This window comes from Salmonella sp. GDC200615, from assembly GCF_050574145.1.
Lineage (GTDB): Bacteria > Pseudomonadota > Gammaproteobacteria > Enterobacterales > Enterobacteriaceae > Salmonella > Salmonella enterica.
In genome coordinates, this window is sequence record NZ_CP192247.1 from 370,025 (window position 1) to 392,695 (window position 22,671).

Genomic DNA, 22,671 nt, shown 5'->3' on the forward strand with positions numbered 1-22,671 from the left:
ATGGCTCAACATTTATTTGTCTTTTTGCAAATACCCCTAATGTGCAAATATTCACCGTTTTTAATGTTTAATTAAGGTTTCATCTGTTAATAAAGTGATAATTAATAGTGCGGATAGCAGAAGGAAATTAATTAACAGATTCTAATGGGTAAGATTTAATTGTTAATTAAAAAAGAAAGGGTTGGACGTATTGCAAAATCGCAGGCCGGATAAGAAGTAACCCGGCCTGCGTATTACCCGATTAGCGTTTTTTTCCCATTGCCGCTGCCAGCGCGTCCATCATGGCGCTGTTACCGGCTGGCTGGGCGTCACGACCGCGCGGTTTCGCCGCTTTAGATGCAGGGCGGTTGCCCTGAGCGCGATCGGCGCCGCCGCCGCGGCGAGCGGCGGTTTCGCCGGGCTGTTCGTCCAGACGCATCGTCAGCGCAATACGCTTACGTTGCAGATCCACTTCCAGCACTTTCACCTTCACGATGTCGCCCGCTTTCACCACGGTGTGCGGATCGTCGACGAACTTATTCGAGAGCGAGGAGATATGCACCAGGCCATCCTGATGAACGCCGATATCGACAAACGCGCCGAAGTTAGTGACGTTAGTGACCGCCCCTTCCAGAATCATCCCCGGCAGCAGGTCGTTCATGGTTTCGACGCCATCGGCGAATTGCGCGGTTTTAAATTCAGGACGCGGGTCGCGGCCCGGTTTTTCCAGCTCTTTGATGATATCGCTCACGGTCGGCACGCCGAATTTATCGTCGGTAAAATCAGCGGCCTTGAGGTGACGCAATTCGTTGCTGTTGCCCATCAGATCTTTTAGCGCTTGCTGCGTCGCCGCCAGAATGCGTTCGACAACCGGATAGGCTTCCGGGTGGACGGTGGAGGCATCCAGCGGGTTATCGCCGTGGTTAATACGCAGGAAGCCCGCGCACTGCTCAAACGCTTTCGGCCCCAGACGGCTCACCTTCAACAGTTGCTGGCGGTTCTGGAACTGACCGTTCTCATCGCGCCAGGCGACGATGTTTTGCGCCATCATGCGCGTTAAGCCCGCGACGCGGGTCAGCAGCGGCACGGAGGCGGTATTCAAATCGACGCCGACGGCGTTTACGCAGTCTTCGACCACCGCATCCAGCTTACGCGCCAGCTGCGTCTGGCTGACATCGTGTTGATATTGGCCGACGCCGATCGATTTCGGATCGATTTTCACCAGTTCCGCCAGCGGATCCTGCAGACGACGCGCGATAGAGACCGCGCCACGCAGGGAGACGTCGAGATCCGGAAACTCCTGCGCCGCCAGCTCAGAAGCGGAATACACGGACGCCCCCGCTTCGCTGACGATCACTTTCTGCGCCGTCACGTTCGGGAACTGTTTCTGTACGTCGAGATAGAAGCGTTCGGTTTCACGCGAGGCCGTACCGTTGCCAATCGCGACCAGTTCGACGTGGTATTTTTCGCACAGCGCGGCGATCACGGTAGCCGCTTTGGCCGCCTGACCGGTATGCGGATAAATGGTATCCGTCGCCACCAGCTTGCCGGTGCCGTCAACGACAGCGACTTTTACGCCGGTACGCAGGCCAGGATCAAGGCCCATCGTGGCGCGCAGGCCTGCGGGGGCTGCCATCAGCAGGTCGTGCAGGTTACGCGCAAACACGTTAATCGCTTCGTCTTCCGCACGTTCGCGCACGGTGCCCATCAGTTCGGTTTCGAGGTGCATTAAGACTTTGATACGCCACGTCCAGCTCACTACGCCTTTGCGCCAGCTATCCGCCGGGGCGTTATTCAGCCGCAGGCCGAGATGGTCCATGATGATCTGCTCGCAGTAGCTCTCTTTCGGCGGCTCATCAAACTGTGGGTCGGCATTGAGCGAAAGTTGCAGAATGCCTTCGTTACGACCACGGAACATGGCCAGCGCACGGTGAGACGGGACGTTAGCAATGGGCTCATGATGGTCGAAATAGTCGCGGAATTTTGCCCCTTCTTCCTCTTTGCCGCTCACGACTGTGGCGACCAGATGGGCGTTCTTCCACAGGTAATCACGCACTTTCGCCAGCAATGCGGCGTCTTCGGCAAAGCGCTCCATCAGAATGTAGCGTGCGCCGTCGAGCGCGGCTTTCGTGTCCGCCACGCCTTTGTCGCCATCAATGTACTTTGCCGCTTCCACGTCAGGATCGTGGGACGGCTCGTTCCAGAGCAGATCGGCCAGCGGCTCAAGGCCGGCTTCAATGGCGATTTGTCCACGGGTGCGGCGTTTAGGTTTATAGGGCAGGTAGAGGTCTTCGAGCTCGGTCTTACTTAACGTAGCGTTGATGGCGCCAGCCAGCTCATCGGTCAGTTTGCCTTGTTCGGAAATGGACTTGAGGATAGCCTGACGCCTGTCTTCCAGCTCACGCAGATAGCCCAGACGCGTTTCCAGGTTACGCAACTGCGTGTCATCCAGACCGCCGGTGATTTCTTTACGATAACGTGCGATAAACGGCACGGTGTTCCCTTCGTCAAGCAGGCGAACGGCAGCTTCAACCTGCCCGGCATTTGCCTGGATTTCACCCGCAATAATGCGGCAGAAAGAATCATTCATCATGGGTTAGCTTCGTCTTCAGGATAAAAATCAGGGGATAGTTATACGGATTGGCTGGCAAAAATGCCAGCCATCAGCGGGGGCTTAGGATTCTTCTTGTCTTATTTGACGTATTCGATCGCATTGACGTACCAGTTTGCTTCGCCGACAGGGGTGTTGACCACCGCCAGATCGCCCACTTCTTTTTTCAGTAGCGCCCGCGCCATCGGCGAGTCGATAGAGATGTAATCCTTACGTCCGAAAATTTCATCGTAGCCGACAATGCGGAACTTCAGCGTATCGCCGTCATCATTTTCAATTTCCACCCAGGCGCCGAAGAAGACTTTGCCCTCCTGCTGCGGGGAATAATCCACGATTTTGAGATTTTCCATGCATTTGGTCAGATATCTGACGCGTCTGTCGATCTCACGCAGGCGCTTTTTATTATACTGATAGTCGGCATTCTCGCTGCAGTCGCCCAGACTCGCAGCCCAGGTCACTTTTTTGGTGACCTCCGGGCGCTCTTCACGCCAGAGATAATTGAGCTCTTGTTTGAGTGTTTCGTACCCTTCGCGGGTGATCAGGGGCGTTTTCATCTCGTTGATTTACCTTTGCTGTCGATATTGCGCACACGGGGTATAACGTGATCGTCCCGACAGAATAAATAATGGGGTTGCCGATTAATTGTATATTTAAGCTGCTGTTAAATATGCTTTGTAACAATTTAGCCTGAAATTCATACCAGAATTTGCTGGTGACTCACGTGAGCTTTTTTAAGAATACACACTTACATTTGTTGCGAACCTTTGGGAGTACAGACAATGCAAGAGAATTATAAGATTCTGGTGGTTGATGACGATATGCGTCTGCGGGCGCTACTGGAACGTTATCTGACCGAGCAGGGCTTCCAGGTTCGAAGCGTCGCTAACGCTGAGCAGATGGATCGTCTGCTGACCCGTGAATCTTTCCATCTCATGGTACTGGATTTAATGCTGCCAGGTGAAGATGGTCTGTCGATTTGTCGTCGCCTGCGTAGTCAAAGTAATCCAATGCCGATCATTATGGTCACGGCGAAGGGTGAAGAGGTTGACCGTATCGTCGGGCTGGAAATCGGCGCCGATGACTACATTCCTAAACCGTTTAACCCGCGCGAGCTGTTGGCGCGTATTCGCGCCGTGTTACGTCGTCAGGCAAACGAACTGCCCGGCGCGCCGTCGCAGGAAGAGGCCGTTATCGCGTTCGGTAAGTTTAAACTGAACCTCGGTACGCGCGAGATGTTCCGTGAAGATGAACCGATGCCGCTGACCAGCGGGGAGTTTGCGGTACTGAAAGCGTTAGTCAGCCATCCGCGCGAGCCGCTCTCTCGCGATAAGCTGATGAATCTGGCCCGTGGCCGCGAGTATTCCGCGATGGAACGCTCCATCGACGTCCAGATCTCCCGCCTGCGCCGTATGGTGGAAGAAGATCCGGCACATCCGCGTTATATTCAGACCGTCTGGGGCCTGGGCTACGTCTTCGTACCGGACGGTTCTAAAGCATGAGGCGAATGCGCTTCTCGCCGCGAAGTTCATTTGCCCGCACGCTGTTGCTCATCGTCACCTTGCTGTTCGTCAGCCTGGTGACGACCTACCTGGTGGTGCTGAACTTCGCGATTTTGCCGAGCCTCCAGCAGTTTAATAAGGTTCTGGCTTACGAAGTCCGTATGCTGATGACCGATAAGCTGCAACTGGAGGACGGCACGCAGTTAGTCGTGCCGCCTGCGTTTCGTCGGGAAATCTATCGCGAGCTGGGGATCTCTCTCTACACCAACGAAGCCGCTGAAGAGGCCGGGCTGCGTTGGGCGCAACACTACGAATTCTTAAGCCACCAGATGGCGCAGCAATTAGGCGGCCCGACGGAAGTGCGCGTTGAGGTCAACAAAAGCTCGCCCGTCGTGTGGCTCAAAACCTGGCTGTCGCCCAATATCTGGGTGCGCGTGCCGCTGACCGAGATTCATCAGGGCGATTTTTCTCCGCTTTTCCGTTACACGCTGGCGATCATGCTCCTGGCGATAGGCGGCGTGTGGCTGTTTATTCGTATACAGAATCGACCGTTAGTGGATCTTGAACATGCCGCCTTGCAGGTAGGGAAGGGAATTATTCCGCCGCCGCTGCGTGAATATGGCGCCTCTGAAGTGCGCTCTGTGACCCGGGCGTTTAACCATATGGCAGCCAGCGTGAAGCAATTGGCCGATGACCGTACGCTATTGATGGCGGGCGTCAGCCACGACTTGCGCACGCCGTTGACCCGTATTCGTCTGGCGACGGAGATGATGGGCGAGGAAGACGGTTATCTCGCGGAGTCGATCAATAAAGACATCGAAGAGTGTAACGCCATTATCGAACAGTTTATTGACTATCTGCGTACCGGTCAGGAAATGCCAATGGAGATGGCGGATCTCAATTCCGTGCTGGGCGAGGTGATTGCGGCGGAAAGCGGCTATGAGCGTGAGATTAACACTGCGCTTCAGGCAGGCAGCATCCAGGTGAAAATGCACCCGCTCTCGATTAAGCGCGCGGTGGCGAATATGGTGGTCAATGCTGCCCGCTATGGCAACGGCTGGATTAAGGTCAGCAGCGGCACCGAGTCGCATCGCGCCTGGTTTCAGGTAGAAGATGACGGGCCGGGCATTAAGCCGGAGCAGCGTAAACATCTGTTCCAGCCTTTTGTGCGTGGCGACAGCGCCCGTAGCACCAGCGGCACAGGGCTGGGGCTGGCGATTGTGCAGCGCATTATCGATAACCATAACGGGATGCTGGAGATTGGCACCAGCGAGCGTGGCGGATTGTCAATTCGCGCCTGGCTACCGGTTCCTGTGGCTCGCGTCCAGGGGACGACAAAAGAGGCATAAGAAAGGGAGGTATTACCCTCCCTTTCTTCTCAACGCCGGATGACGCCGTTCAAAGCCGCCATCCGGCCTGTTCCTTACAGCTTCGGTCCGGCGCTAACCAGCGCTTCGCCTGCCGGGGTATCCGTATACTTCTCGAAGTTCTCAATGAACAGTTTCGCCAGCGCGGTGGCTTTTTCCTGCCATTGTTCCGGCGACGCGTAGGTGTTACGCGGGTCGAGAATGTGGGTATCCACGCCTGGCAGTTCAGTCGGGATCGCCAGATCGAACAGCGGCAGACGGAAGGTTTCCGCGTTATCAAGAGAACCGTTCAGAATGGCGTCGATAATTGCGCGCGTATCTTTGATGGAGATACGTTTGCCGGTGCCATTCCAGCCGGTGTTAACCAGATAAGCCTGCGCGCCCGCTGCTTGCATACGTTTCACCAGCACTTCAGCATACTGCGTCGGGTGCAGCGTCAGGAACGCGGCGCCGAAGCAGGCGGAGAAGGTGGGGGTCGGTTCGGTGACGCCGCGTTCGGTGCCGGCCAGTTTAGCGGTGAAGCCTGACAGGAAGTGGTACTGCGTCTGGTTAGCGGTTAAACGGGAAACCGGCGGCAACACGCCGAAGGCGTCCGCCGTCAGGAAGATAACCTTCGTGGCGTGACCTGCTTTGGATACGGGCTTAACGATGTTATCGATATGATAGATCGGGTAAGAGACGCGGGTGTTTTCGGTTTTGGAACCATCGTCGAAATCAACGGTGCCGTCTTCGCGCACGGTGACGTTTTCCAGCAACGCATCACGGCGAATCGCATGATAAATTTCTGGCTCCGCTTCTTTCGACAGTTTGATGGTTTTGGCGTAGCAGCCGCCTTCAAAGTTGAACACGCCGTCGTCATCCCAACCGTGCTCATCATCGCCAATCAGACGACGTTTCGGGTCGGTGGACAGAGTGGTTTTTCCGGTACCGGAAAGGCCGAAGAAGACCGCGACATCGCCTTTTTCACCCACGTTGGCGGAACAGTGCATTGAGGCGATACCTTTGAGCGGCAGCAGGTAGTTCATTACCGAGAACATCCCTTTTTTCATTTCGCCGCCGTACCAGGTGCCGCCAATAAGCTGAATACGTTCAGTCAGGTTGAACGCCACGAAGTTTTCCGAGTTCAGTCCTTGCTCTTTCCACTGCGGGTTGGTGCACTTCGCGCCGTTCATGACAATAAAGTCAGGTTTGAAGCCTACCAGCTCTTCGTCCGTTGGGCGAATGAACATATTTTTAACGAAGTGGGCCTGCCAGGCGACTTCCGTAATAAAGCGCACGGAAAGACGCGTATCGGCATTTGCGCCGCAGAACGCATCAACAATGAATAAGCGTTTACCAGAAAGCTGATGCGTCACCAGACCTTTCAGGTGTTGCCAGGTTTCCTGGGAAAGCGGCTTATTATCGTTTTTACCTTTACCCTTATCGGACCACCACAGCGTATCACGCGTGGTGTCGTCGCGAACAATATACTTATCCTTAGGCGAACGACCGGTAAAAATACCGGTATCAACGGCAACAGCGCCCAGGTTAGTTAACACGCCACGCTCATAGCCTTCCAGACCAGGATTAAGTTCTTCCTGATAAAGGGTGTCGTAGCTGGGATTGTAAACGATATCCTGGACGTCGTTGATACCATAAGCCTTGAGATCTTGCGGGGTTAAATTGTTAACGCGCATATCACTGCTCCTTAGCCAATATATATTACCGAAAATAGTAAGGTTTTTTGAGGTTGGTTAACCGCGACAAGGCTCATAGATTTACGTATCTGGACAAAATCACGATTGACGAAAAACACTGTGACTCCTGTCACGCAGCGGCGGTTATTATGGCAGGAAACCTACTTTTGTTGTGGAAAATGTTCTGAAAACGTTAAAAGGAAGTGTTTTTGACCGACATAATGTGACTGTAATCGCATTCATGTAAGAAAGTTACGTAACACCAACATTAACAATATCGATTCACCTCTCTGCGTTTTTTTCTGAATTATGCATGACGACGCCTGGCGGTGAACAGATGATGCAATAATGCGACTTTCTCATCATTCTGGATAACGACATGGAAAGTGTAGCGCTTTCACGTACTACTCGCTGGGGTATGTTGCTCACCGGTTTGCTGCAGGGCGTCTTGTGCTACCTGCTGATGGCCTGGCTGGTACCACAAAATAGCGACTGGCTGTTCTATGGTATGCCTGCGACGATAGCGTTGTCGTCAATGCTATTGCTTACCGTGGTTTCTTTTAAACAGCGCGCGCTGTGGGGCTGGCTGGGGCTGACCTTTGTGGTCGTGCTGGCAATGAGCGGCTGGCTGAAATGGCAGGTTGAGACGGTGGAGAAATGGCGCCTGGCCGAGCTCCTCTGGCTGTATGGTCTCCGGCTTGTGTTGATGGCGATGCTGGTCTTACCCTGGATGCAATATCAGTTACATTCGCAAACCGGTTCGGCGCGTTATCCCCAGTTTTATATGCGGTTATGGCATAACGTACTGACATTGTTTATCGTCCTGGTCGCCAACGGACTGTTCTGGCTGGTTCTCCTGCTCTGGAGCGCGCTATTCAGGCTGGTGGGCATCCGCTTTTTCAGCACCCTTTTCTTTGAAACTGAAGCCTTTATTTATGTGACCATCGGCTTGATTACGGCGCTGGCGGTCATTCTCGCCCGCACGCAGTCACGCCTTGTGGCGGCGGTGCAAAAGCTGCTGACGCTGATCGCGACGGGTTTACTGCCGGTGGTGTCGCTGCTGGCATTGCTGTTTATTGTGACGTTACCCTTTACCGGACTGGAGGCGATTTCTGCGCGTGTTTCCGCTGCGGGGCTGCTATCCACGCTGACGCTGATGCTGCTGCTCCTAGTGGCGATTGTCAATGAACCGCAAAAGTGCGTATTACCCTATCCGCGCGTACTACGCGGCATGATTAGCGCCTCGCTGTGCGTTGCCCCGATATATATGCTGCTGGCGGGCTGGGCGTTATGGGTACGTATTCAGCAATACGGCTGGACGCCGGATCGTCTGTATGGCGCGCTGACGGCGTCTGTCTTGCTGGTATGGTCCTTCGGTTATCTGATCGGTCTGTTACGCCGCGGACGCGACCCTGGTGAGTGGCAAGGCAAGGTGATACTGAGCGTCTCTTTGTTGACGCTGGTGATATTGCTGTTGCTGGCCTCGCCTGTACTTGATGTCTGGCGTATTAGCGTCAACAGCCATATGGCGCGTTACCATAGCGGTAAAATTACTGCGGATCAGATCAGCCTGTATATGCTGGATCACAGCGGCAAACCTGGCCAGGAAGCGTTGAAATCGTTGCGGGATGACGAGGCGTTTACGCAGAACAGAAAGCGCAATCGTGAACTGATGACGTTTTTGCAGAGAAATAAGGTCTCTCCGACGGCGGACGATTTAGCGCGGGTGGTGATGATTGCGCCCGGTAGCCAGAAGCCGGATGCTGCATTTTGGGCGTTTGTCAAAGAGCAGAGTTATTCGGACGATTCCTGCCTTGAACCGGATGCCTGCGTTCTGGTGAGTCAGGATCTTAACGGCGACGGTCAGCCTGAGCAGGTGCTGTATAACTTTATTGTTGCCGAGAGCCAGGTCTACGGCTTAAAAGAGGGGAAATGGACGCAGAAAGCGTTCGCCCGATTGCCGGACGGGTTTTCTAAGACGCAACTGTTACACGCGATTGCCGGGCATCGGTTAGACTCAGCCCCCAAAGCCTGGCGCGATATCATTGTTGATGGTCAGCGGTTGGATGTGGATTACTACAACGAGTAAGCTTTTTGCCGGATGGCGGCATAAATGCCTTATCCGGCCTACGGAGCGGGATGCTGTAGGCCAGATAAGCGCCGCCATCAGGCAATGACGTTGCTGACTACGAGGCGATTAGTGAACCTGTGGATCGGCAGGAGAGGCGTTGTTACGGATCTCCGCGATATCCATCGCATTGAACAGGTAATGATTGCCGCAGTAATCGCAGTGCATATCGATTTCGCCTTCTTCCGCCAGAATGCTGTCCACTTCTTCATCCGGCAATGTTTTCAGCGCGCCCGCGCAACGTTCGCGTGAACAGGTGCATTTGAACTCAACATCTTGCGGATCGTAGAGTGTGACTTCTTCTTCGTGATACAAACGCCACAGCACGTTATTTGCCGGTAACGTCAGCAGCTCTTCGCTTTTAATGGTTTCCGTCAACATAGCCAGATGGTCGAAATCCTCCGCCTGCGCGTTCTGTGCCGGCATCACCTGAAGCAACATTCCACCTGCCGCCGGTTTACCGTCGACATCGCCGGTACGGATAAACAGGCGCGTCGGCAACTGCTCGGAGCGCAGGAAGTAATCTTCCAGGCACGCCGCCAGAGTATCGCCTTCCAGACCCACCACGCCCTGATAGCGTTCACCCTCTTCCGGCGTAATGGTGATCACCAGATAGCCGTTGCCAACCAGCGTTTTGAGATCCGCATTGTCAGGGATGTCGCCCTGAACGCGAGCCACGCCGCGCATCTGCTGCTGATTATTGCCATTGATCACCGCCAGGCTTAACGGCCCGTCGCCCTGGAGCTGTACCGTAATGTCGCCGGCAAACTTCAGCGTCGCGGTCAGCAGGCTAGTGGCGACCAGCAGTTCGGCCAGTACGGTTTTCACCGGCTGCGGGTAGGTATGATTGTCGAGGATCTGTTGCAAGGTTTCCGAAACGGTCACCAGCTCGCCGCGAACGGCAAAGTTTTCAAACAGATAACGATGTAATTGGTCATGTTGCGGCATAATCATCTCTCTTGCGGGTGACAGTTATTCGCTGTCGCCGTGTTTAAATCGTAACAGGTCGCGGCGCTCTTTCTTGTCCGGTCGCCTGTCCGGATGCGGCATGGTCAGGGCGTTAAGCTTGCGCGCCTGCGCCATTTTTTCGCGTTTTTCCACGCTTTCCGCCGTCTCTTCATACAGAGCGACGGCTTCGCTGGCCGGACGGCGCTGTTCGGTGATGGCTTTAACGATCACCGTCCGTTCGTCATTTCCCTGACGCAGGGTAAGGGTTGCGTTCAGCTCGACGATTTTGCTCGGCTTACTGCGCTGGCCGTTGTAATGCACCTTACCGCCTTCAATCATCTCGCGGGCCAGCGCGCGGGTTTTATAAAAACGCGCGGCCCACAGCCATTTATCCAGTCTGACCTCAACGGAGGACTTTTCTTTCATGGCGTCTCCTTCACATCAGCGAGGGGATCAGACGGCGGTAGTCGTTCAGGGACGGATGGCGCGTATAGTGCTTTTCCGCCAGGCCGGAATCAGGATTCGTCACGCCAAGACAGTAGCGAATACCAAACCGGGCGGCGGCGTCGAGAATCGGTTCGCTGTCATCGATAAACAGCGTTTTCTCTGCGCTTATTCCCGTTTCCTTAGTGACAGCGCGCCATAACCGCTGATCCTCTTTGGGATAACCAAATGTGTGGGTGGAAAGTAATAAATCAAGGTGTGAGGCCAGACCGGTATGCTCCAGCTTCACCGCCAGGTTATGTGGATGCGCATTGGTGAGCAGAATCCGACGTTTTCCGCTGGCTTTTAACGCATTCAGAAACGGTACGGTATCGTCGCGCAAAACGGCGCGCGGCCCTTGCGCCGTCGTCATGGCGCAAATATCCAGACCCAGACGCTCGCTCCAGTAATCCAGACAGTACCAGTTTAGCGTATGCTGTACGGCATGATACTGCTGGCGAATATATTCCTGCGCGTCCTGCGGCGAAATACCCTGCTGCGCGCCGTAGGTTTCCGGTACCAGCTTTTGCCAGAAATAGTTATCGAACGCGAGATCGAGCAGCGTGCCGTCCATATCCAGCAAAACGGTATCCACGTTTTGCCAGTCAATATCAATATGCATGGGGAACTCCAGGGTAACGCAATTTGCGCGACAGGGTAGCATACCCTGTCGCACGGCGGCGCTATCAGATGAGATTTTCCGGAGAGACGGTTAACCTGGGATTGAGACAGCTTTCATAGTATTCCTGGATGTCCGCCATACGGGTACGGTGGCGTTGATAACGTCTGAACGCCTGAATGCCGTTGTAGACCGCGCTCACTATCATTGCCAGCATCAGCAGCGTGGTGCCGAGGTAACGCCACCAGCCGGATTTATCGGGGATACGATGCAGGCTGATATGCTGCGTGCCGTTGGCATCGGTATACACGCTGGTGACAATGCCCTCGGCGCTAAATGGCGTCTGCATAAGCGTTTGCGCCAGACGCTGGAAGGCGCTCCACTGTTCCTGCGCGGGATAGTCATACAGCGGCGTTGACGGCCAGGCCTGATCAACCAGTTCGCTGCCTTCATCGCTGGCGATCAGGAATCCGCCGGGAGCGGGGCTATTCAGCGACTGGGCGGCACGCGCGGTCTCGCGAGAAATAAACGGCGCCGTTGAGGTCGTGACCAGATTTTCCAGCGACTCTGCGCTTACGGGGCGTAGCAGCACGTTGACGCCGTCCAGTTTGCCGGCGTTCGCGCGTTTCACCAGCGCGTTCCAGTCCTTACTGTTACCGAGATTAACCAGCGCATTTTTCAGGCGCACGCACTCGTCTTCCGCCGCGCACAAATCAGCGGTTTTCAGAACAATATCGCCAAAGTCATCTAATAATACCATGCCCGATTTTTGTATCGCGGAGCGTAAAGATGCGCTTACGCGCGAGTCGTCTTCGGGTTTTGGATGGAGCTGACGATTTACCGCCTGGCTTAGCGCCATCGCTTTATTCACCAGGTCTGATTCCGGCAGCGGTAGCGCAGGCGCGTCATTCCAGATGATTTGCGAGCAATCGAACGGCATAAACGGTGAGTTAGACTGGCCGCTCCAGGTCGCGCCGGAATGAATATTACACATTCCTTTACCGCTCAGGTGCAGCGTATCGCCCACTCGTACGCCAGCCTTTTCAAGCTGTTTTACCGTTGTCGCTTCAATGGTTTGCGCGCCTTTCATCCACGATAGCGTGAACTTGATTGGCATATCCAGCGGGATCCAGAACAGCAGCATAAACAACACCAGCAGCGAACCGATAGCAATAACAGTGCTGCGTAACCAGTGCTGCAACGGGAAGTTTTTCACTTCATCATGCAGGGATAAAAACCGGCCCTGGCGCGCGACATGGCGATCAAGGTAAATATCAATATCCGTTTGTTGCCCAAGATCTTGCGTAATGTAGGGTTGCCAGTGGGCAGGGTAAATAAGGTCGATGATGCCCAGCGAAATATTGTTAATCTGCTCCTGATTATTCTCCCCAAACAGTCCCCAGCGGCGGGGCGTTCCCCGCAAACAGTGAATTTCCCGCAGCGCGCTTTTCGACGGCGGCGCAAAAAGTCCCCAAAGTCCGGCTGCCAGCAGCAGGATAGCGCCGCCTATCATCCACGGTACAAAAACGTCTGGCGTTATCAGACAGAAAAAGAATAACAAAAAGGAGGCGACTATTAACAACGCTTCGCGCAAGCCAGCCGGGCGGCTGAGCGCATATTCTTCGTGGGTCTCCTGACGGATATTCAACAGCTCAATCTGCTCGCTCTCTTCGCCGCGAATCGACGCCTGCGTAGAGGCCGTATTCTGTAGCGCGTAGCCGCGCGACTCCTGCATATACTCTTGCAGCGTGTGGCCGTTTAAAGAGATCACCAGCGGCAGCGTATCCGTGAGGATCAGCTCAACGTTGTTTTCATCATTGATGTACTGTTCCCAGAAAGGCGGCAGATGGACTTCGACGGAGTCGAGATAGTAGCGCCATTTATTAGGATCGTCAGTGGTAATGCCGTAGCGGGTGATGGAGTGGGTCAGTATCACGACACTGTTGCTTTCCGCGTTCAGCGTCAGCGAGATGGGCGCAGCACTGTCGCCTGTCGGCCCCGGAACTTGCTGGATCTGGCTAAGGTTATCGAGATAGTTTTCTACCGCGCTGCGCTCTTCGGGCAACAGTTTACGCGTTTGCGCGTCCTGAAAGGCGCTGATCCACGGTAAACTCCCTCGTCTGGACTTTACCCGGAACCGCCATATTGCCAGTAGAGAGCAGGCCAGCAAAGCAGCTATAAAAATCAGAATGGTGCTCATGCTTTCCCCATCTTACTAAGTCTGTCAGGCGTGGTCAGTCGCACCCTGTCCAATAAACATTTTTCTGTGGTTGGCTATCGGCAAGCGTGGAGTTGAACTTGAGCATTGTAAAGCGCATCCCAGTGAAGGCAAATCATAGCAATACCACCAAAAACGGAATATCAGCAAATTCCTGGAGTTATTTCAACCTATTGACTTTTAATTTGAAATAAGAATTAATTTTTATTACGTTACATAAATGTAAATAAACGGCAATTCGCATTGCCGAAACCGTGCGGTATGTCGCACAATGACCACAGATTACACTGCAAAGATTCTCACAATGAGCAAATCATTACAAAAACCCACCATTCTGAAAGTGGAAACCGTCGCACAATCCCGACTGTTTAACGTAGAAAGCGTGGATCTGGAGTTCAGCAACGGCGTGCGTCGCGTGTATGAACGTATGCGACCATCAACCCGTGAGGCGGTAATGATTGTGCCGATCGTTGATGAGCATCTGATTCTTATTCGTGAGTATGCGGTGGGAACCGAATCCTATGAGCTGGGCTTCTCGAAAGGATTGATCGACCCGGGCGAGACCGTTTTTGAAGCGGCGAACCGGGAGCTCAAAGAAGAGGTCGGGTTTGGCGCGCATAACCTGACCTTCTTAAAAAAACTCAGCATGGCGCCCTCTTATTTTTCCAGCAAAATGAATATCGTGGTGGCGGAAGATCTCTATCCGGAGTCGCTGGAAGGCGACGAGCCTGAGCCATTGCCGCAGGTACGCTGGCCGCTGGCGCATTTAATGGATCTGCTGGAAGACCCCGATTTTAACGAGGCCCGCAACGTCAGCGCGCTGTTTCTGGTACGCGAGTGGTTGAAAGCGCAGGGCCGAATTGCCTGATGGCGCGGCGTTGATCAAGCCAACGGAAAGTTCGTCTCCCCGTTCGCCGTCATCCGCTAAACACAATAAAAAAGGCGCCGGAGCGCCTTTTTTGATCAGAACAGTTCGTGTGTTTCACCATTATCAATAATGGTAGTTCCCACCTCGTGTACCGCCTGTTGTGTCGGCTGCGTGCCTTCGATGAAATACTCTTCACGGCTGTTACCGCCGCTCGCCAGTTGTCCGGTACTGCGGTCGATATTCACCGTGACGATGCCCGGCGGCGGCGTTAGCGGCTGTTCCGGCACGCCTTCCAGCACGGCTTTCATATAGGCGTCCCATGCAGGTTGCGCGCTCTTCGCGCCGCCCTCATAGCCGGAGATTTGATCTTTGATCGCGCCGGAAGCGGTAGTGCGGCCTAAATCACGGCGGTGATCGTCAAAGCCGATCCATACGGAAGTGACGACGCCAGGACCATAGCCGGAGAACCATGCGTCTTTCGAGCTGTTGGTCGTACCGGTTTTGCCGCCGATATCGCGACGTTTAAGGTCACGCGCCGCACGCCAGCCGGTACCCATCCAGCCGGGTTCGCCGAAGATATTGGTGTTCAGCGCGCTTTTAATCAGAAACGCCAGCGGCGTATTGATCACATGCGGCGCGTACTCCTGCGTGCCGTTTTGCGCGACCAGCGCCTGGTTTGCCTGTTCCAGCTCAGGCATCGGTACGGCGCTGTTTTGCTGCTCTTGCGAAACCGCGACCTCTTCCACATTGGTGTTTTCCAGCACGTCGGATTTCTGCGTATTGCCGTAAATGACCGGGATATCGCACTCCGGGCAGGCGATTTTCGGTTTCGCTTCGAAGATCACGCCGCCCTGATCGTTCTCAATCTTGCTGATGAAATACGGGTCGATCAGGAAACCGCCGTTCGCCATCACCGCATAACCGCGCGCAACCTGCATCGGCGTGAAGGAGGCGGAGCCCAGCGCCAGCGATTCGGTATGCACGATATTCTGCGCCGGGAAGCCGAAGCGTTGCAGATACTCCGCCGCATAGTCGACGCCCATGGCGCGCATGGCGCGTACCATCACCACGTTTTTCGACTGCCCCAGCCCCTGGCGTAAACGAATCGGTCCGGCGTACTGCGGCGGGGAGTTTTTCGGACGCCAGTCTGAACCTGCCCCGGCGTCCCAGCGGGAAATCGGCACATCGTTGAGCATACTGGCGAGCGTTAGCCCTTTATCCATTGCGGCGGTGTAGAGGAACGGTTTGATGTTCGACCCCACCTGACGCAAAGCTTGCGTCGCGCGGTTAAATTTACTCTGATTAAAATCGAAACCGCCGACCAGCGCCAGTACCGCGCCTGTTTGCGGGTTAAGCGAAACCAGCGCGGAGTTCACTTCCGGTACCTGCGCCAGCCACCAGTCGTTATCCACCTGACGAACCCAGATTTGCTGACCTGTCTGGACGACATCGGTAACTTTACGCGGCGTCGGCCCCTGCTGCGTATCCGAGCGGTAAGGCCGCGCCCAACGCATTCCTTCCATATGTAGCGAAACGGACGTACCGTCGGCAAGCGCAGCGGTCGCCTCTTGCGGATTCGCGCTGGTGACCACGGCGGGAAGCAGCGGTCCGTAGGTCGGCAACGCTTTCAACGTATCGGTAATTTTTTTATTGTCCCACGCTGTTTCGCCCACTTTCCATAGCACATTCGCCGGGCCGCGATAACCGTGGCGCATGTCATAGTCCAGCACGTTATTACGCACCGCCTGTTGCGCGGCCTGCTGCACTTTGCGGGTGATGGTCGTGTAAATACGATAACCATCTTCGTAAGCGCTTTCGCCATAACGGTTATACATTTCCTGGCGCACCATTTCCGACAGATAAGGCGCGGAGAAGGCGATTTCCGGCGCGTGATAATTTGCGTCGATAGGTTCGCTACGGGCCTGATCGTACTGCGCCTGAGTGATATATCCCTCGCTTAACATTCGCGAAAGCACTACGTTACGGCGCGCTATCGCCCGATCCATCGAGTAGAGCGGGTTAAAGGTAGAAGGCGCTTTCGGTAGCCCGGCGATAACCGCCATTTCGCTTAGACTAAGCTGGTCGACCGTCTTACCAAAGTAGACCTGTGCCGCCGCGCCAACGCCATAGGCGCGGTAGCCGAGATAGATCTTGTTCAGATAGAGTTCGAGGATCTCATTTTTATTCAGCAACTGCTCAATACGAATCGCCAGAAACGCTTCCTTGATCTTGCGCATCAGCGTGCGTTCGGGGCTAAGGAAGAAGTTTCGCGCCAGTTGCTGGGTAATGGTACTTGCTCCCTGCGATGCGTGACCGGAGAAGAGCGCGACGCTGGCCGCACGGAAAATACCTACCGGGTCAATGCCGTGATGCTCATAAAAGCGGCTATCTTCGGTGGCGATAAAGGCGTTGATCATTTCCGGCGGAATTTGATCGAGCGTAACGGGAATACGACGTTTTTCGCCATATTGCGCGATAAGTTCGCCATCCGCGCTGTAAACCTGCATCGGAATTTGCAAACGCACATCTTTCAATGTCGCGACGTCAGGTAGCTGCGGCTCAATATAGCGATAAAGGCCATAAATCGAGCCTGCTCCCAGCAGGATGCAACATACTGCAAGGACCAATAAATACTTTACGAACTTCACTGGAGATTTCCCATTTAGTGTCATTTGGGCAGTTTATAAACAAACGCGCGGTAGTATAAAGGCAAGCCAGACGCATTGATATACCCGTTAACGCGACGGGTGATAAGGAGATCGACCGTTATGGCTTTTAAAACCTGGCAAATAGGATTGCATATTCAGCAGCATGAAGCGCTGGCCATCGCCGTTATTCGCGGCGCATCGGGCTGGTCTCTGCAACGTTGGTGGCGACTGCCGCTGATGAACGCCTCCACGGCAGAGGGTACGATTCCTGACCCGCAATCGCTGGCTCACGTACTGCGACCCTGGAGCCGTGAGCTGCCGCTACGTCACCGTATTTATCTCTCTTTTCCCGCAAATCGGACATTGCAACGCGCTTTTCCACATCCGCCGATGCGTCTGCGGGAACGTGAGCAAGTCGCATGGCTTTCACAAACGATGGCGCGTGAGCTGGATATGGATCCGGACTTATTGCGTTTCGACTTTCAGGACGATGCGCTGAGCCCCGCGTTCAACGTTACCGCCGTGCAAAGCAAAGAAATTTCAGCGCTGTTAACGCTGGCGCAAACGCTCAATGTGCGCATCGCTGCTGTAACGCCCGATGCCTGCGCGTTACAGCGTTTGCTGCCGTTTATACCTTCGGGGCGGCAATGTCTGGTCTGGCGCGATGAGAGCCAGTGGCTGTGGGCGACGCGCTATGCGTGGGGGCGTAAATCGGCGCGCGAGGCGACGACGCTGCATGACCTTGCCGCAACATTATCCGTCGTGCCGGAACATATTTCGTTATGCGCCGAGGGCGAATTCGACCCCTGGCGCGCCGTAACCGTCCGCCAACCGCCGGTTCCGCCGGACGGTTATCGCTTTGCGATTGCGCTGGGTTTAGCCATAGGGGAGATACGCTGATGGCGCATTCTGTCAATTTGCTCCCCTGGCGGCGCCAACATTACGTAGCGCGTCTGCGGCTGTGGTGCGTGGTATGGGGCGCGTCCCTGCTGCTGATAGCAAGCCTCGCGACGATCGCCCGGTTGGTTTTTTGGCAGGAGGGGAGGATTAATGAACTGCTACTGACGGCGGAAAACGGACACACGACGGCGCTTGCGGCGAACATACCGCAGTTGCAGCAGCGTCAGCGGCAGCAACAGGCGCGATTACAACGTCAGGCGCAGCGTGAACTGACGCAAGCCTGGCAATCTATCTTGACTGACCTTGCCAACCTGTTGCCAGAGCAGGCATGGCTGATAAGCCTCAATTATCAGCAAGAGACGCTAGAGCTGGAAGGGCTGGCGAGAACGTTTGACGCCCTGCTCACGCTTGAGACATCGCTTCGTCACTATGTCAGTTTTCCGCTAAACCGCACGGGCGCCACGCAGCAGGATGCGCAAGGGCGCTGGCAGTTCCATTATCAGTTAACGAGGAGCGCCGCCCGTGAACGCGCTCTTTGATATCTGGTACGGGATGTCGCGCCGTGGTCGGGTTTTTGGTTGGTGTGCAGGCGTGCTGTGCCTGACGCTGACGGTCACGTTATCTGTGGGCTATCCCGGCTGGAAGACGCTGCGTACGCAACAAACGCGGTTAAGCCAGCAGCGCGAGGCCGCCCGGCAACAGTGGCGTCATCTGCGCCGTCTGAGCGTCGCGGCTGAACCGCTGTTCGGGCGCACCGTGGAAAATCCGCGTCCTTTTTCGCCGTTAGATTTCCAGGCGCCTCCCCTGCGTTTGCTGCACTGGCAGCCATCGGCGCAGGGGGGAGAAATGGCGCTGAAAACGTCCTGGGATGCGGTGCCGTCGCTGTTTGTCCGGTTGGCCGAAAGCGAGGTGAGCGTAAGTCGGTTTTCATTGCGTAAAGAGGGGGCGGAATTATTGATGACGCTGCAACTGGAGCGCCTGGCGAATGAAGGCTAGCCGCAGTGTATTGCTCTGTTTTTGTTTGCTGATGTTGACAGGAATGCGCGATCCCTTCCGCCCGCCGGAAGATCGCTGCCGGATAGCGGAACTCTCGCAGTGGCGGTATCAGGGCGCGGTGCGTAAAGGCGAGCGATGGACAGGCATTCTTAAAGATAGTCAGCAAAAATGGCGACGAGTGGAAGAAGGGCAGACGCTGGAAAACGGTTGGACGATTGTCCGCCTGACGGCGGAAGCCTTAACGTTAACGACCGGTAAAAATTGTGCGCCGCCGCAGTGGCGGTGGCTACGTCAGGGAGCGGACAATGAAGCGATGGATAGCCATAATACTGATAGCCTTGATGCCCGCCGCGCAGGCGGGAAAAGCGGCGAAAGTGACGCTGGTGGTTGACGACGTCCCTGTGGTGCAGGTTTTGCAGACTTTAGCCGAACAGGAGCGGCAGAATCTGGTGGTGTCGCCGGACGTCAGCGGGACATTATCGCTACATCTGACGGATGTGCCGTGGAAACAGGCGCTACAGACGGTGGTCAATAGCGCTGGGCTGGTGCTGCGTCAGGAGGGGAATATTCTCCATGTTCATTCACAGGCCTGGCAGAAAGAACACAGTGCGCGGCAGGATGCCGAGCGGTTAAGGCTTCAGGCTAATTTACCGCTGGAAAACCGCAGCATTAGCCTGCAATACGCCGATGCCGCCGAACTGGCGAAAGCGGGCGAGAAACTCCTGAGCGCGAAGGGAACCATCATGGTAGATAAGCGCACCAACCGCATGCTGTTGCGCGATAACCGCGCGGCCCTTGCGGAGCTGGAAAAATGGGTATCGCAAATGGATCTGCCGGTGGCGCAGGTGGAGCTGGCGGCGCATATCGTTACCATTAACGAAAAGAGTCTACGGGAACTGGGCGTAAAGTGGACGCTGGCTGACGCGACGCAAGCGGGCTCGGTGGGTGACGTGACGACGCTTTCCAGTGATTTATCTGTCGCCGCCGCCACCTCACGCGTCGGGTTTAACATCGGGCGCATTAACGGACGCTTGCTGGATCTGGAGCTGTCAGCGCTGGAGCAAAAGCAGCAGTTGGATATTATCGCCAGCCCCCGGCTGCTGGCTTCCCATCTGCAGCCAGCCAGTATCAAGCAAGGCAGCGAAATTCCTTATCAGGTTTCCAGCGGCGAAAGCGGCGCGACCTCCGTGGAATTTAAAGAAGCGGTGCTGGGGATGGAGGTGACGCCCACCGTTTTGCAAAAAGGGCGCATCCGCCTGAAGTTACATATCAGCCAGAATGTTCCCGGTCAGGTACTACAACAGGCTGACGGCGAAGTGCTGGCGATAGATAAACAGGAAATTGAAACGCAGGTAGAGGTAAAAAGCGGCGAGACGCTGGCGCTGGGCGGTATTTTTTCGCGAAAAAATAAATCGGGTAGCGATAGCGTGCCGCTGTTGGGGGATATTCCCTGGCTTGGTCAGCTCTTCCGCCATGACGGCAAAGAGGACGAGCGACGCGAATTAGTGGTGTTTATCACCCCCAGACTGGTGGCGACAGAATAATTTATGCATAAAAAAGCGCTGTTTTTGCACTGAACGCATCTGCGGGATTTGACGTGCGGATGTATTTAGCATACAAGGAGTACCGATTTGAGAGTCGTGCTTTTCGTTGCTTACGCATTGATTAATGCGCTTTGCCTTGCCGAAGGTGTGCATAAGACCGATGATAAACGGCTGAATGTCCGCTGATGCAGACGTATTGGTTCTGCGGATTGCGCACAATTGTTTGAAAGTAGAGCAATTTGTAGGCCGGATATGTTGTTCTGGTCGCCATTCGGCAACGCTAACTCGGGTTTTGCAACAATCAGGCTTGGTGATTTATTCAGTTGCCAAACCCGCTTGAGTATTGAGATAATTTTCAGTCTGACTCTCGCAATATCTTATGAGGTTTCAGTTCATGTCCTGCTGCGCTGGGTGTCTGTGAAGCGGGTTTACCATTAACGAATAGTCTTAGTAGTACCGAAAAAATGGCAGAGAAACGCAATATCTTTCTGGTTGGGCCTATGGGTGCCGGAAAAAGCACTATTGGGCGCCAGTTAGCTCAACAACTCAATATGGAATTTTACGATTCTGATCAAGAGATTGAGAAACGAACCGGAGCTGATGTGGGCTGGGTCTTCGATGTTGAAGGTGAAGACGGCTTCCGTAATCGTGAAGAAAAAGTTATCAACGAATTGACGGAAAAACAGGGTATTGTGCTGGCAACCGGCGGTGGCTCTGTAAAATCGCGTGAAACGCGTAACCGTCTCTCCGCGCGTGGCGTCGTGGTCTACCTTGAAACGACCATCGAAAAACAACTGGCGCGCACGCAGCGTGATAAAAAACGCCCGCTGTTGCAGGTTGAAGCACCGCCTCGCGAAGTTCTGGAAGCGCTGGCTAACGAACGCAATCCGCTGTACGAAGAGATTGCCGACGTCACCATTCGCACCGACGATCAAAGCGCTAAGGTTGTGGCAAACCAGATTATTCATATGCTGGAAAGCAACTAATTCAAGCAGAATACGCTGGGTAAGCGGGCACAAGTAACTAAGGTGGATGTCGCGTCATGGAGAGGATTACAGTCACTCTCGGGGAACGTAGTTACCCGATCACCATCGCGGCTGGTTTGTTTAACGAACCAGCTTCATTCTTGCCGCTGAAATCAGGCGATCAGGTCATGTTAGTGACCAACGAAACCCTGGCGCCGCTTTATCTGGACAAGGTTCGCGGCGTACTCGAACGGGCGGGCGTTAACGTAGACAGCGTGATTCTTCCTGACGGCGAGCAGTATAAGAGCCTGACGGTGCTGGATACGGTGTTTACGGCGTTACTGAAAAAACCGCATGGTCGTGATACCACTCTGGTCGCGCTTGGCGGCGGCGTGATTGGCGATCTCACCGGTTTTGCGGCGGCCAGCTACCAGCGAGGCGTACGTTTCATCCAGGTACCAACTACCTTACTGTCGCAGGTTGATTCTTCCGTGGGCGGGAAAACCGCCGTCAACCATCCCCTTGGCAAAAACATGATTGGCGCGTTTTACCAACCCGCTTCTGTGGTTGTCGATCTTGATTGCCTGAAAACGCTTCCCGCACGCGAACTGGCATCGGGGCTGGCAGAGGTGATCAAATACGGCATTATACTCGACGCAGACTTCTTCACCTGGCTTGAGGGTAATCTGGATGCGCTATTGCGTCTGGACGGCCCGGCGATGGCGTACTGTATTCGCCGTTGTTGCGAGCTGAAAGCCGAAGTTGTTGCCGCCGACGAGCGTGAAGCGGGCTTACGTGCTTTACTGAATCTTGGACATACCTTTGGCCACGCCATTGAAGCGGAAATGGGATATGGCAATTGGTTACATGGTGAAGCCGTTGCCGCAGGTATAGTGATGGCTGCGTGCGCATCCGAGCGTTTGGGGCAGTTCAGTTCTACTGATACGCAGCGCATCATCGCTCTACTCGAACGGGCCGGGCTGCCAGTCAATGGCCCTTGCGAGATGTCCGCGCAGGACTATTTGCCGCACATGCTGCGAGATAAAAAAGTGTTAGCGGGGGAGCTGCGTTTAGTGCTTCCGCTGGCCATAGGGAAAAGTGAAGTGCGCGGTGGAGTGTCGCACGAAGTCGTTCTTAGCGCGATTGCTGACTGTCAGCAGGCGTAACAACAAGAAAGGTCAGACTGATATTGCGTAGATGTCAGTCTTTTAGCTTCAGGTTA

19 protein-coding genes are annotated in these 22,671 nt (G+C 54.7%); 11 read left to right on the top strand and 8 right to left on the bottom strand.

Annotated elements, in window-relative coordinates:
* Positions 1–241: 241 nt before the first annotated feature.
* Positions 242–2,572, bottom strand: a complete 2,331-nt coding sequence (locus tag ACQ29O_RS01670; RefSeq protein ID WP_000980659.1) for a Tex family protein — start codon at positions 2,570–2,572, stop codon at positions 242–244.
* Positions 2,573–2,670: 98 nt separating this feature from the next.
* Positions 2,671–3,144, bottom strand: a complete 474-nt coding sequence (gene greB / locus ACQ29O_RS01675) for a transcription elongation factor GreB (RefSeq protein WP_000856691.1) — start codon at positions 3,142–3,144, stop codon at positions 2,671–2,673.
* A 225-nt stretch (positions 3,145–3,369) separates the two neighbouring features.
* On the opposite strand from greB, the gene ompR reads away from it, so the two are divergent.
* Together ompR and envZ are read left to right on the top strand one after the other, a co-directional pair.
* Positions 3,370–4,089, top strand: a complete 720-nt coding sequence (gene ompR, locus ACQ29O_RS01680; protein WP_001157751.1) for an osmolarity response regulator transcription factor OmpR — start codon at positions 3,370–3,372, stop codon at positions 4,087–4,089.
* On the top strand, positions 4,086–5,438 hold the full coding sequence (gene envZ / locus ACQ29O_RS01685; RefSeq protein ID WP_001253820.1) for a two-component system sensor histidine kinase EnvZ: 1,353 nt from the start codon (positions 4,086–4,088) through the stop codon (positions 5,436–5,438). The genes ompR and envZ overlap by 4 nt, the downstream gene beginning before the upstream one ends.
* Before the next feature lie 74 nt (positions 5,439–5,512).
* On the opposite strand, the gene pckA is transcribed toward envZ, so the two are convergent.
* Complete coding sequence (pckA, locus tag ACQ29O_RS01690; protein ID WP_001265689.1) at positions 5,513–7,132, bottom strand: phosphoenolpyruvate carboxykinase (ATP); 1,620 nt, start codon at positions 7,130–7,132, stop codon at positions 5,513–5,515.
* A gap of 379 nt (positions 7,133–7,511) precedes the next feature.
* Between pckA and ACQ29O_RS01695 the strand changes: the two genes are divergently transcribed.
* Positions 7,512–9,221, top strand: a complete 1,710-nt coding sequence (locus ACQ29O_RS01695) for a DUF4153 domain-containing protein (RefSeq protein ID WP_000446461.1) — start codon at positions 7,512–7,514, stop codon at positions 9,219–9,221.
* Between the two features lie 108 nt (positions 9,222–9,329).
* Here ACQ29O_RS01695 and hslO read toward each other — a convergent pair whose 3' ends face one another.
* The 4 genes from hslO to igaA form a co-directional block, all read right to left on the bottom strand.
* Positions 9,330–10,208, bottom strand: a complete 879-nt coding sequence (gene hslO, locus ACQ29O_RS01700; RefSeq protein ID WP_024143631.1) for an Hsp33 family molecular chaperone HslO — start codon at positions 10,206–10,208, stop codon at positions 9,330–9,332.
* A gap of 24 nt (positions 10,209–10,232) precedes the next feature.
* A complete protein-coding gene (gene hslR, locus ACQ29O_RS01705; protein WP_000660721.1) occupies positions 10,233–10,634 on the bottom strand; it encodes a ribosome-associated heat shock protein Hsp15 in 402 nt (133 codons plus the stop codon).
* Between the two features lie 10 nt (positions 10,635–10,644).
* A complete protein-coding gene (gene yrfG, locus ACQ29O_RS01710; protein ID WP_001747161.1) occupies positions 10,645–11,313 on the bottom strand; it encodes a GMP/IMP nucleotidase in 669 nt (222 codons plus the stop codon).
* Between the two features lie 64 nt (positions 11,314–11,377).
* Positions 11,378–13,510, bottom strand: coding sequence for an intracellular growth attenuator protein IgaA (igaA, locus tag ACQ29O_RS01715; protein WP_001747162.1), 2,133 nt, complete (start codon positions 13,508–13,510; stop codon positions 11,378–11,380).
* A gap of 322 nt (positions 13,511–13,832) precedes the next feature.
* Here igaA and nudE point away from each other — a divergent pair, with 322 nt between their 5' ends.
* Positions 13,833–14,396 (top strand): ADP compounds hydrolase NudE, encoded by a 564-nt coding sequence (gene nudE / locus ACQ29O_RS01720; RefSeq protein WP_000045725.1) that lies wholly within the window; start codon positions 13,833–13,835, stop codon positions 14,394–14,396.
* Between the two features lie 95 nt (positions 14,397–14,491).
* On the opposite strand, the gene mrcA is transcribed toward nudE, so the two are convergent.
* Complete coding sequence (mrcA, locus tag ACQ29O_RS01725) at positions 14,492–17,044, bottom strand: peptidoglycan glycosyltransferase/peptidoglycan DD-transpeptidase MrcA (RefSeq protein ID WP_000673828.1); 2,553 nt, start codon at positions 17,042–17,044, stop codon at positions 14,492–14,494.
* A 120-nt stretch (positions 17,045–17,164) separates the two neighbouring features.
* Between mrcA and ACQ29O_RS01730 the strand changes: the two genes are divergently transcribed.
* From ACQ29O_RS01730 to aroB, 7 genes are all read left to right on the top strand, one after another.
* Positions 17,165–17,944 (top strand): hypothetical protein, encoded by a 780-nt coding sequence (locus ACQ29O_RS01730; protein WP_000874739.1) that lies wholly within the window; start codon positions 17,165–17,167, stop codon positions 17,942–17,944.
* Complete coding sequence (locus ACQ29O_RS01735) at positions 17,944–18,483, top strand: PilN domain-containing protein (RefSeq protein ID WP_020937278.1); 540 nt, start codon at positions 17,944–17,946, stop codon at positions 18,481–18,483. Before ACQ29O_RS01730 ends, ACQ29O_RS01735 begins: the two co-directional genes overlap by 1 nt.
* Positions 18,467–18,940, top strand: coding sequence for a hypothetical protein (locus ACQ29O_RS01740; RefSeq protein ID WP_020937279.1), 474 nt, complete (start codon positions 18,467–18,469; stop codon positions 18,938–18,940). The genes ACQ29O_RS01735 and ACQ29O_RS01740 overlap by 17 nt, the downstream gene beginning before the upstream one ends.
* On the top strand, positions 18,930–19,331 hold the full coding sequence (locus ACQ29O_RS01745) for a DUF2531 family protein (protein ID WP_000648135.1): 402 nt from the start codon (positions 18,930–18,932) through the stop codon (positions 19,329–19,331). Before ACQ29O_RS01740 ends, ACQ29O_RS01745 begins: the two co-directional genes overlap by 11 nt.
* Positions 19,246–20,484: a DNA uptake porin HofQ gene (gene hofQ, locus ACQ29O_RS01750; protein WP_000832808.1), complete on the top strand. Its 1,239-nt coding sequence runs from the start codon at positions 19,246–19,248 to the stop codon at positions 20,482–20,484. Before ACQ29O_RS01745 ends, hofQ begins: the two co-directional genes overlap by 86 nt.
* Positions 20,485–20,948: 464 nt before the next feature.
* Positions 20,949–21,470: a shikimate kinase AroK gene (aroK, locus tag ACQ29O_RS01755; protein WP_000818621.1), complete on the top strand. Its 522-nt coding sequence runs from the start codon at positions 20,949–20,951 to the stop codon at positions 21,468–21,470.
* A 56-nt stretch (positions 21,471–21,526) separates the two neighbouring features.
* Positions 21,527–22,615, top strand: a complete 1,089-nt coding sequence (gene aroB, locus ACQ29O_RS01760; RefSeq protein ID WP_253336158.1) for a 3-dehydroquinate synthase — start codon at positions 21,527–21,529, stop codon at positions 22,613–22,615.
* Positions 22,616–22,671 lie beyond the last annotated feature (56 nt).

Coding starts and splice junctions, on each gene's coding strand:
- ACQ29O_RS01670 (WP_000980659.1), bottom strand. CDS start 2,572: ATGATGAATGATTCTTTCTGCCGCATTATTGCGGGTGAAATCCAGGCA.
- greB (WP_000856691.1), bottom strand. CDS start 3,144: ATGAAAACGCCCCTGATCACCCGCGAAGGGTACGAAACACTCAAACAA.
- ompR (WP_001157751.1), top strand. CDS start 3,370: ATGCAAGAGAATTATAAGATTCTGGTGGTTGATGACGATATGCGTCTG.
- envZ (WP_001253820.1), top strand. CDS start 4,086: ATGAGGCGAATGCGCTTCTCGCCGCGAAGTTCATTTGCCCGCACGCTG.
- pckA (WP_001265689.1), bottom strand. CDS start 7,132: ATGCGCGTTAACAATTTAACCCCGCAAGATCTCAAGGCTTATGGTATC.
- ACQ29O_RS01695 (WP_000446461.1), top strand. CDS start 7,512: ATGGAAAGTGTAGCGCTTTCACGTACTACTCGCTGGGGTATGTTGCTC.
- hslO (WP_024143631.1), bottom strand. CDS start 10,208: ATGCCGCAACATGACCAATTACATCGTTATCTGTTTGAAAACTTTGCC.
- hslR (WP_000660721.1), bottom strand. CDS start 10,634: ATGAAAGAAAAGTCCTCCGTTGAGGTCAGACTGGATAAATGGCTGTGG.
- yrfG (WP_001747161.1), bottom strand. CDS start 11,313: ATGCATATTGATATTGACTGGCAAAACGTGGATACCGTTTTGCTGGAT.
- igaA (WP_001747162.1), bottom strand. CDS start 13,510: ATGAGCACCATTCTGATTTTTATAGCTGCTTTGCTGGCCTGCTCTCTA.
- nudE (WP_000045725.1), top strand. CDS start 13,833: ATGAGCAAATCATTACAAAAACCCACCATTCTGAAAGTGGAAACCGTC.
- ACQ29O_RS01730 (WP_000874739.1), top strand. CDS start 17,165: ATGGCTTTTAAAACCTGGCAAATAGGATTGCATATTCAGCAGCATGAA.
- ACQ29O_RS01735 (WP_020937278.1), top strand. CDS start 17,944: ATGGCGCATTCTGTCAATTTGCTCCCCTGGCGGCGCCAACATTACGTA.
- ACQ29O_RS01745 (WP_000648135.1), top strand. CDS start 18,930: ATGAAGGCTAGCCGCAGTGTATTGCTCTGTTTTTGTTTGCTGATGTTG.
- hofQ (WP_000832808.1), top strand. CDS start 19,246: ATGAAGCGATGGATAGCCATAATACTGATAGCCTTGATGCCCGCCGCG.
- aroK (WP_000818621.1), top strand. CDS start 20,949: ATGGCAGAGAAACGCAATATCTTTCTGGTTGGGCCTATGGGTGCCGGA.
- aroB (WP_253336158.1), top strand. CDS start 21,527: ATGGAGAGGATTACAGTCACTCTCGGGGAACGTAGTTACCCGATCACC.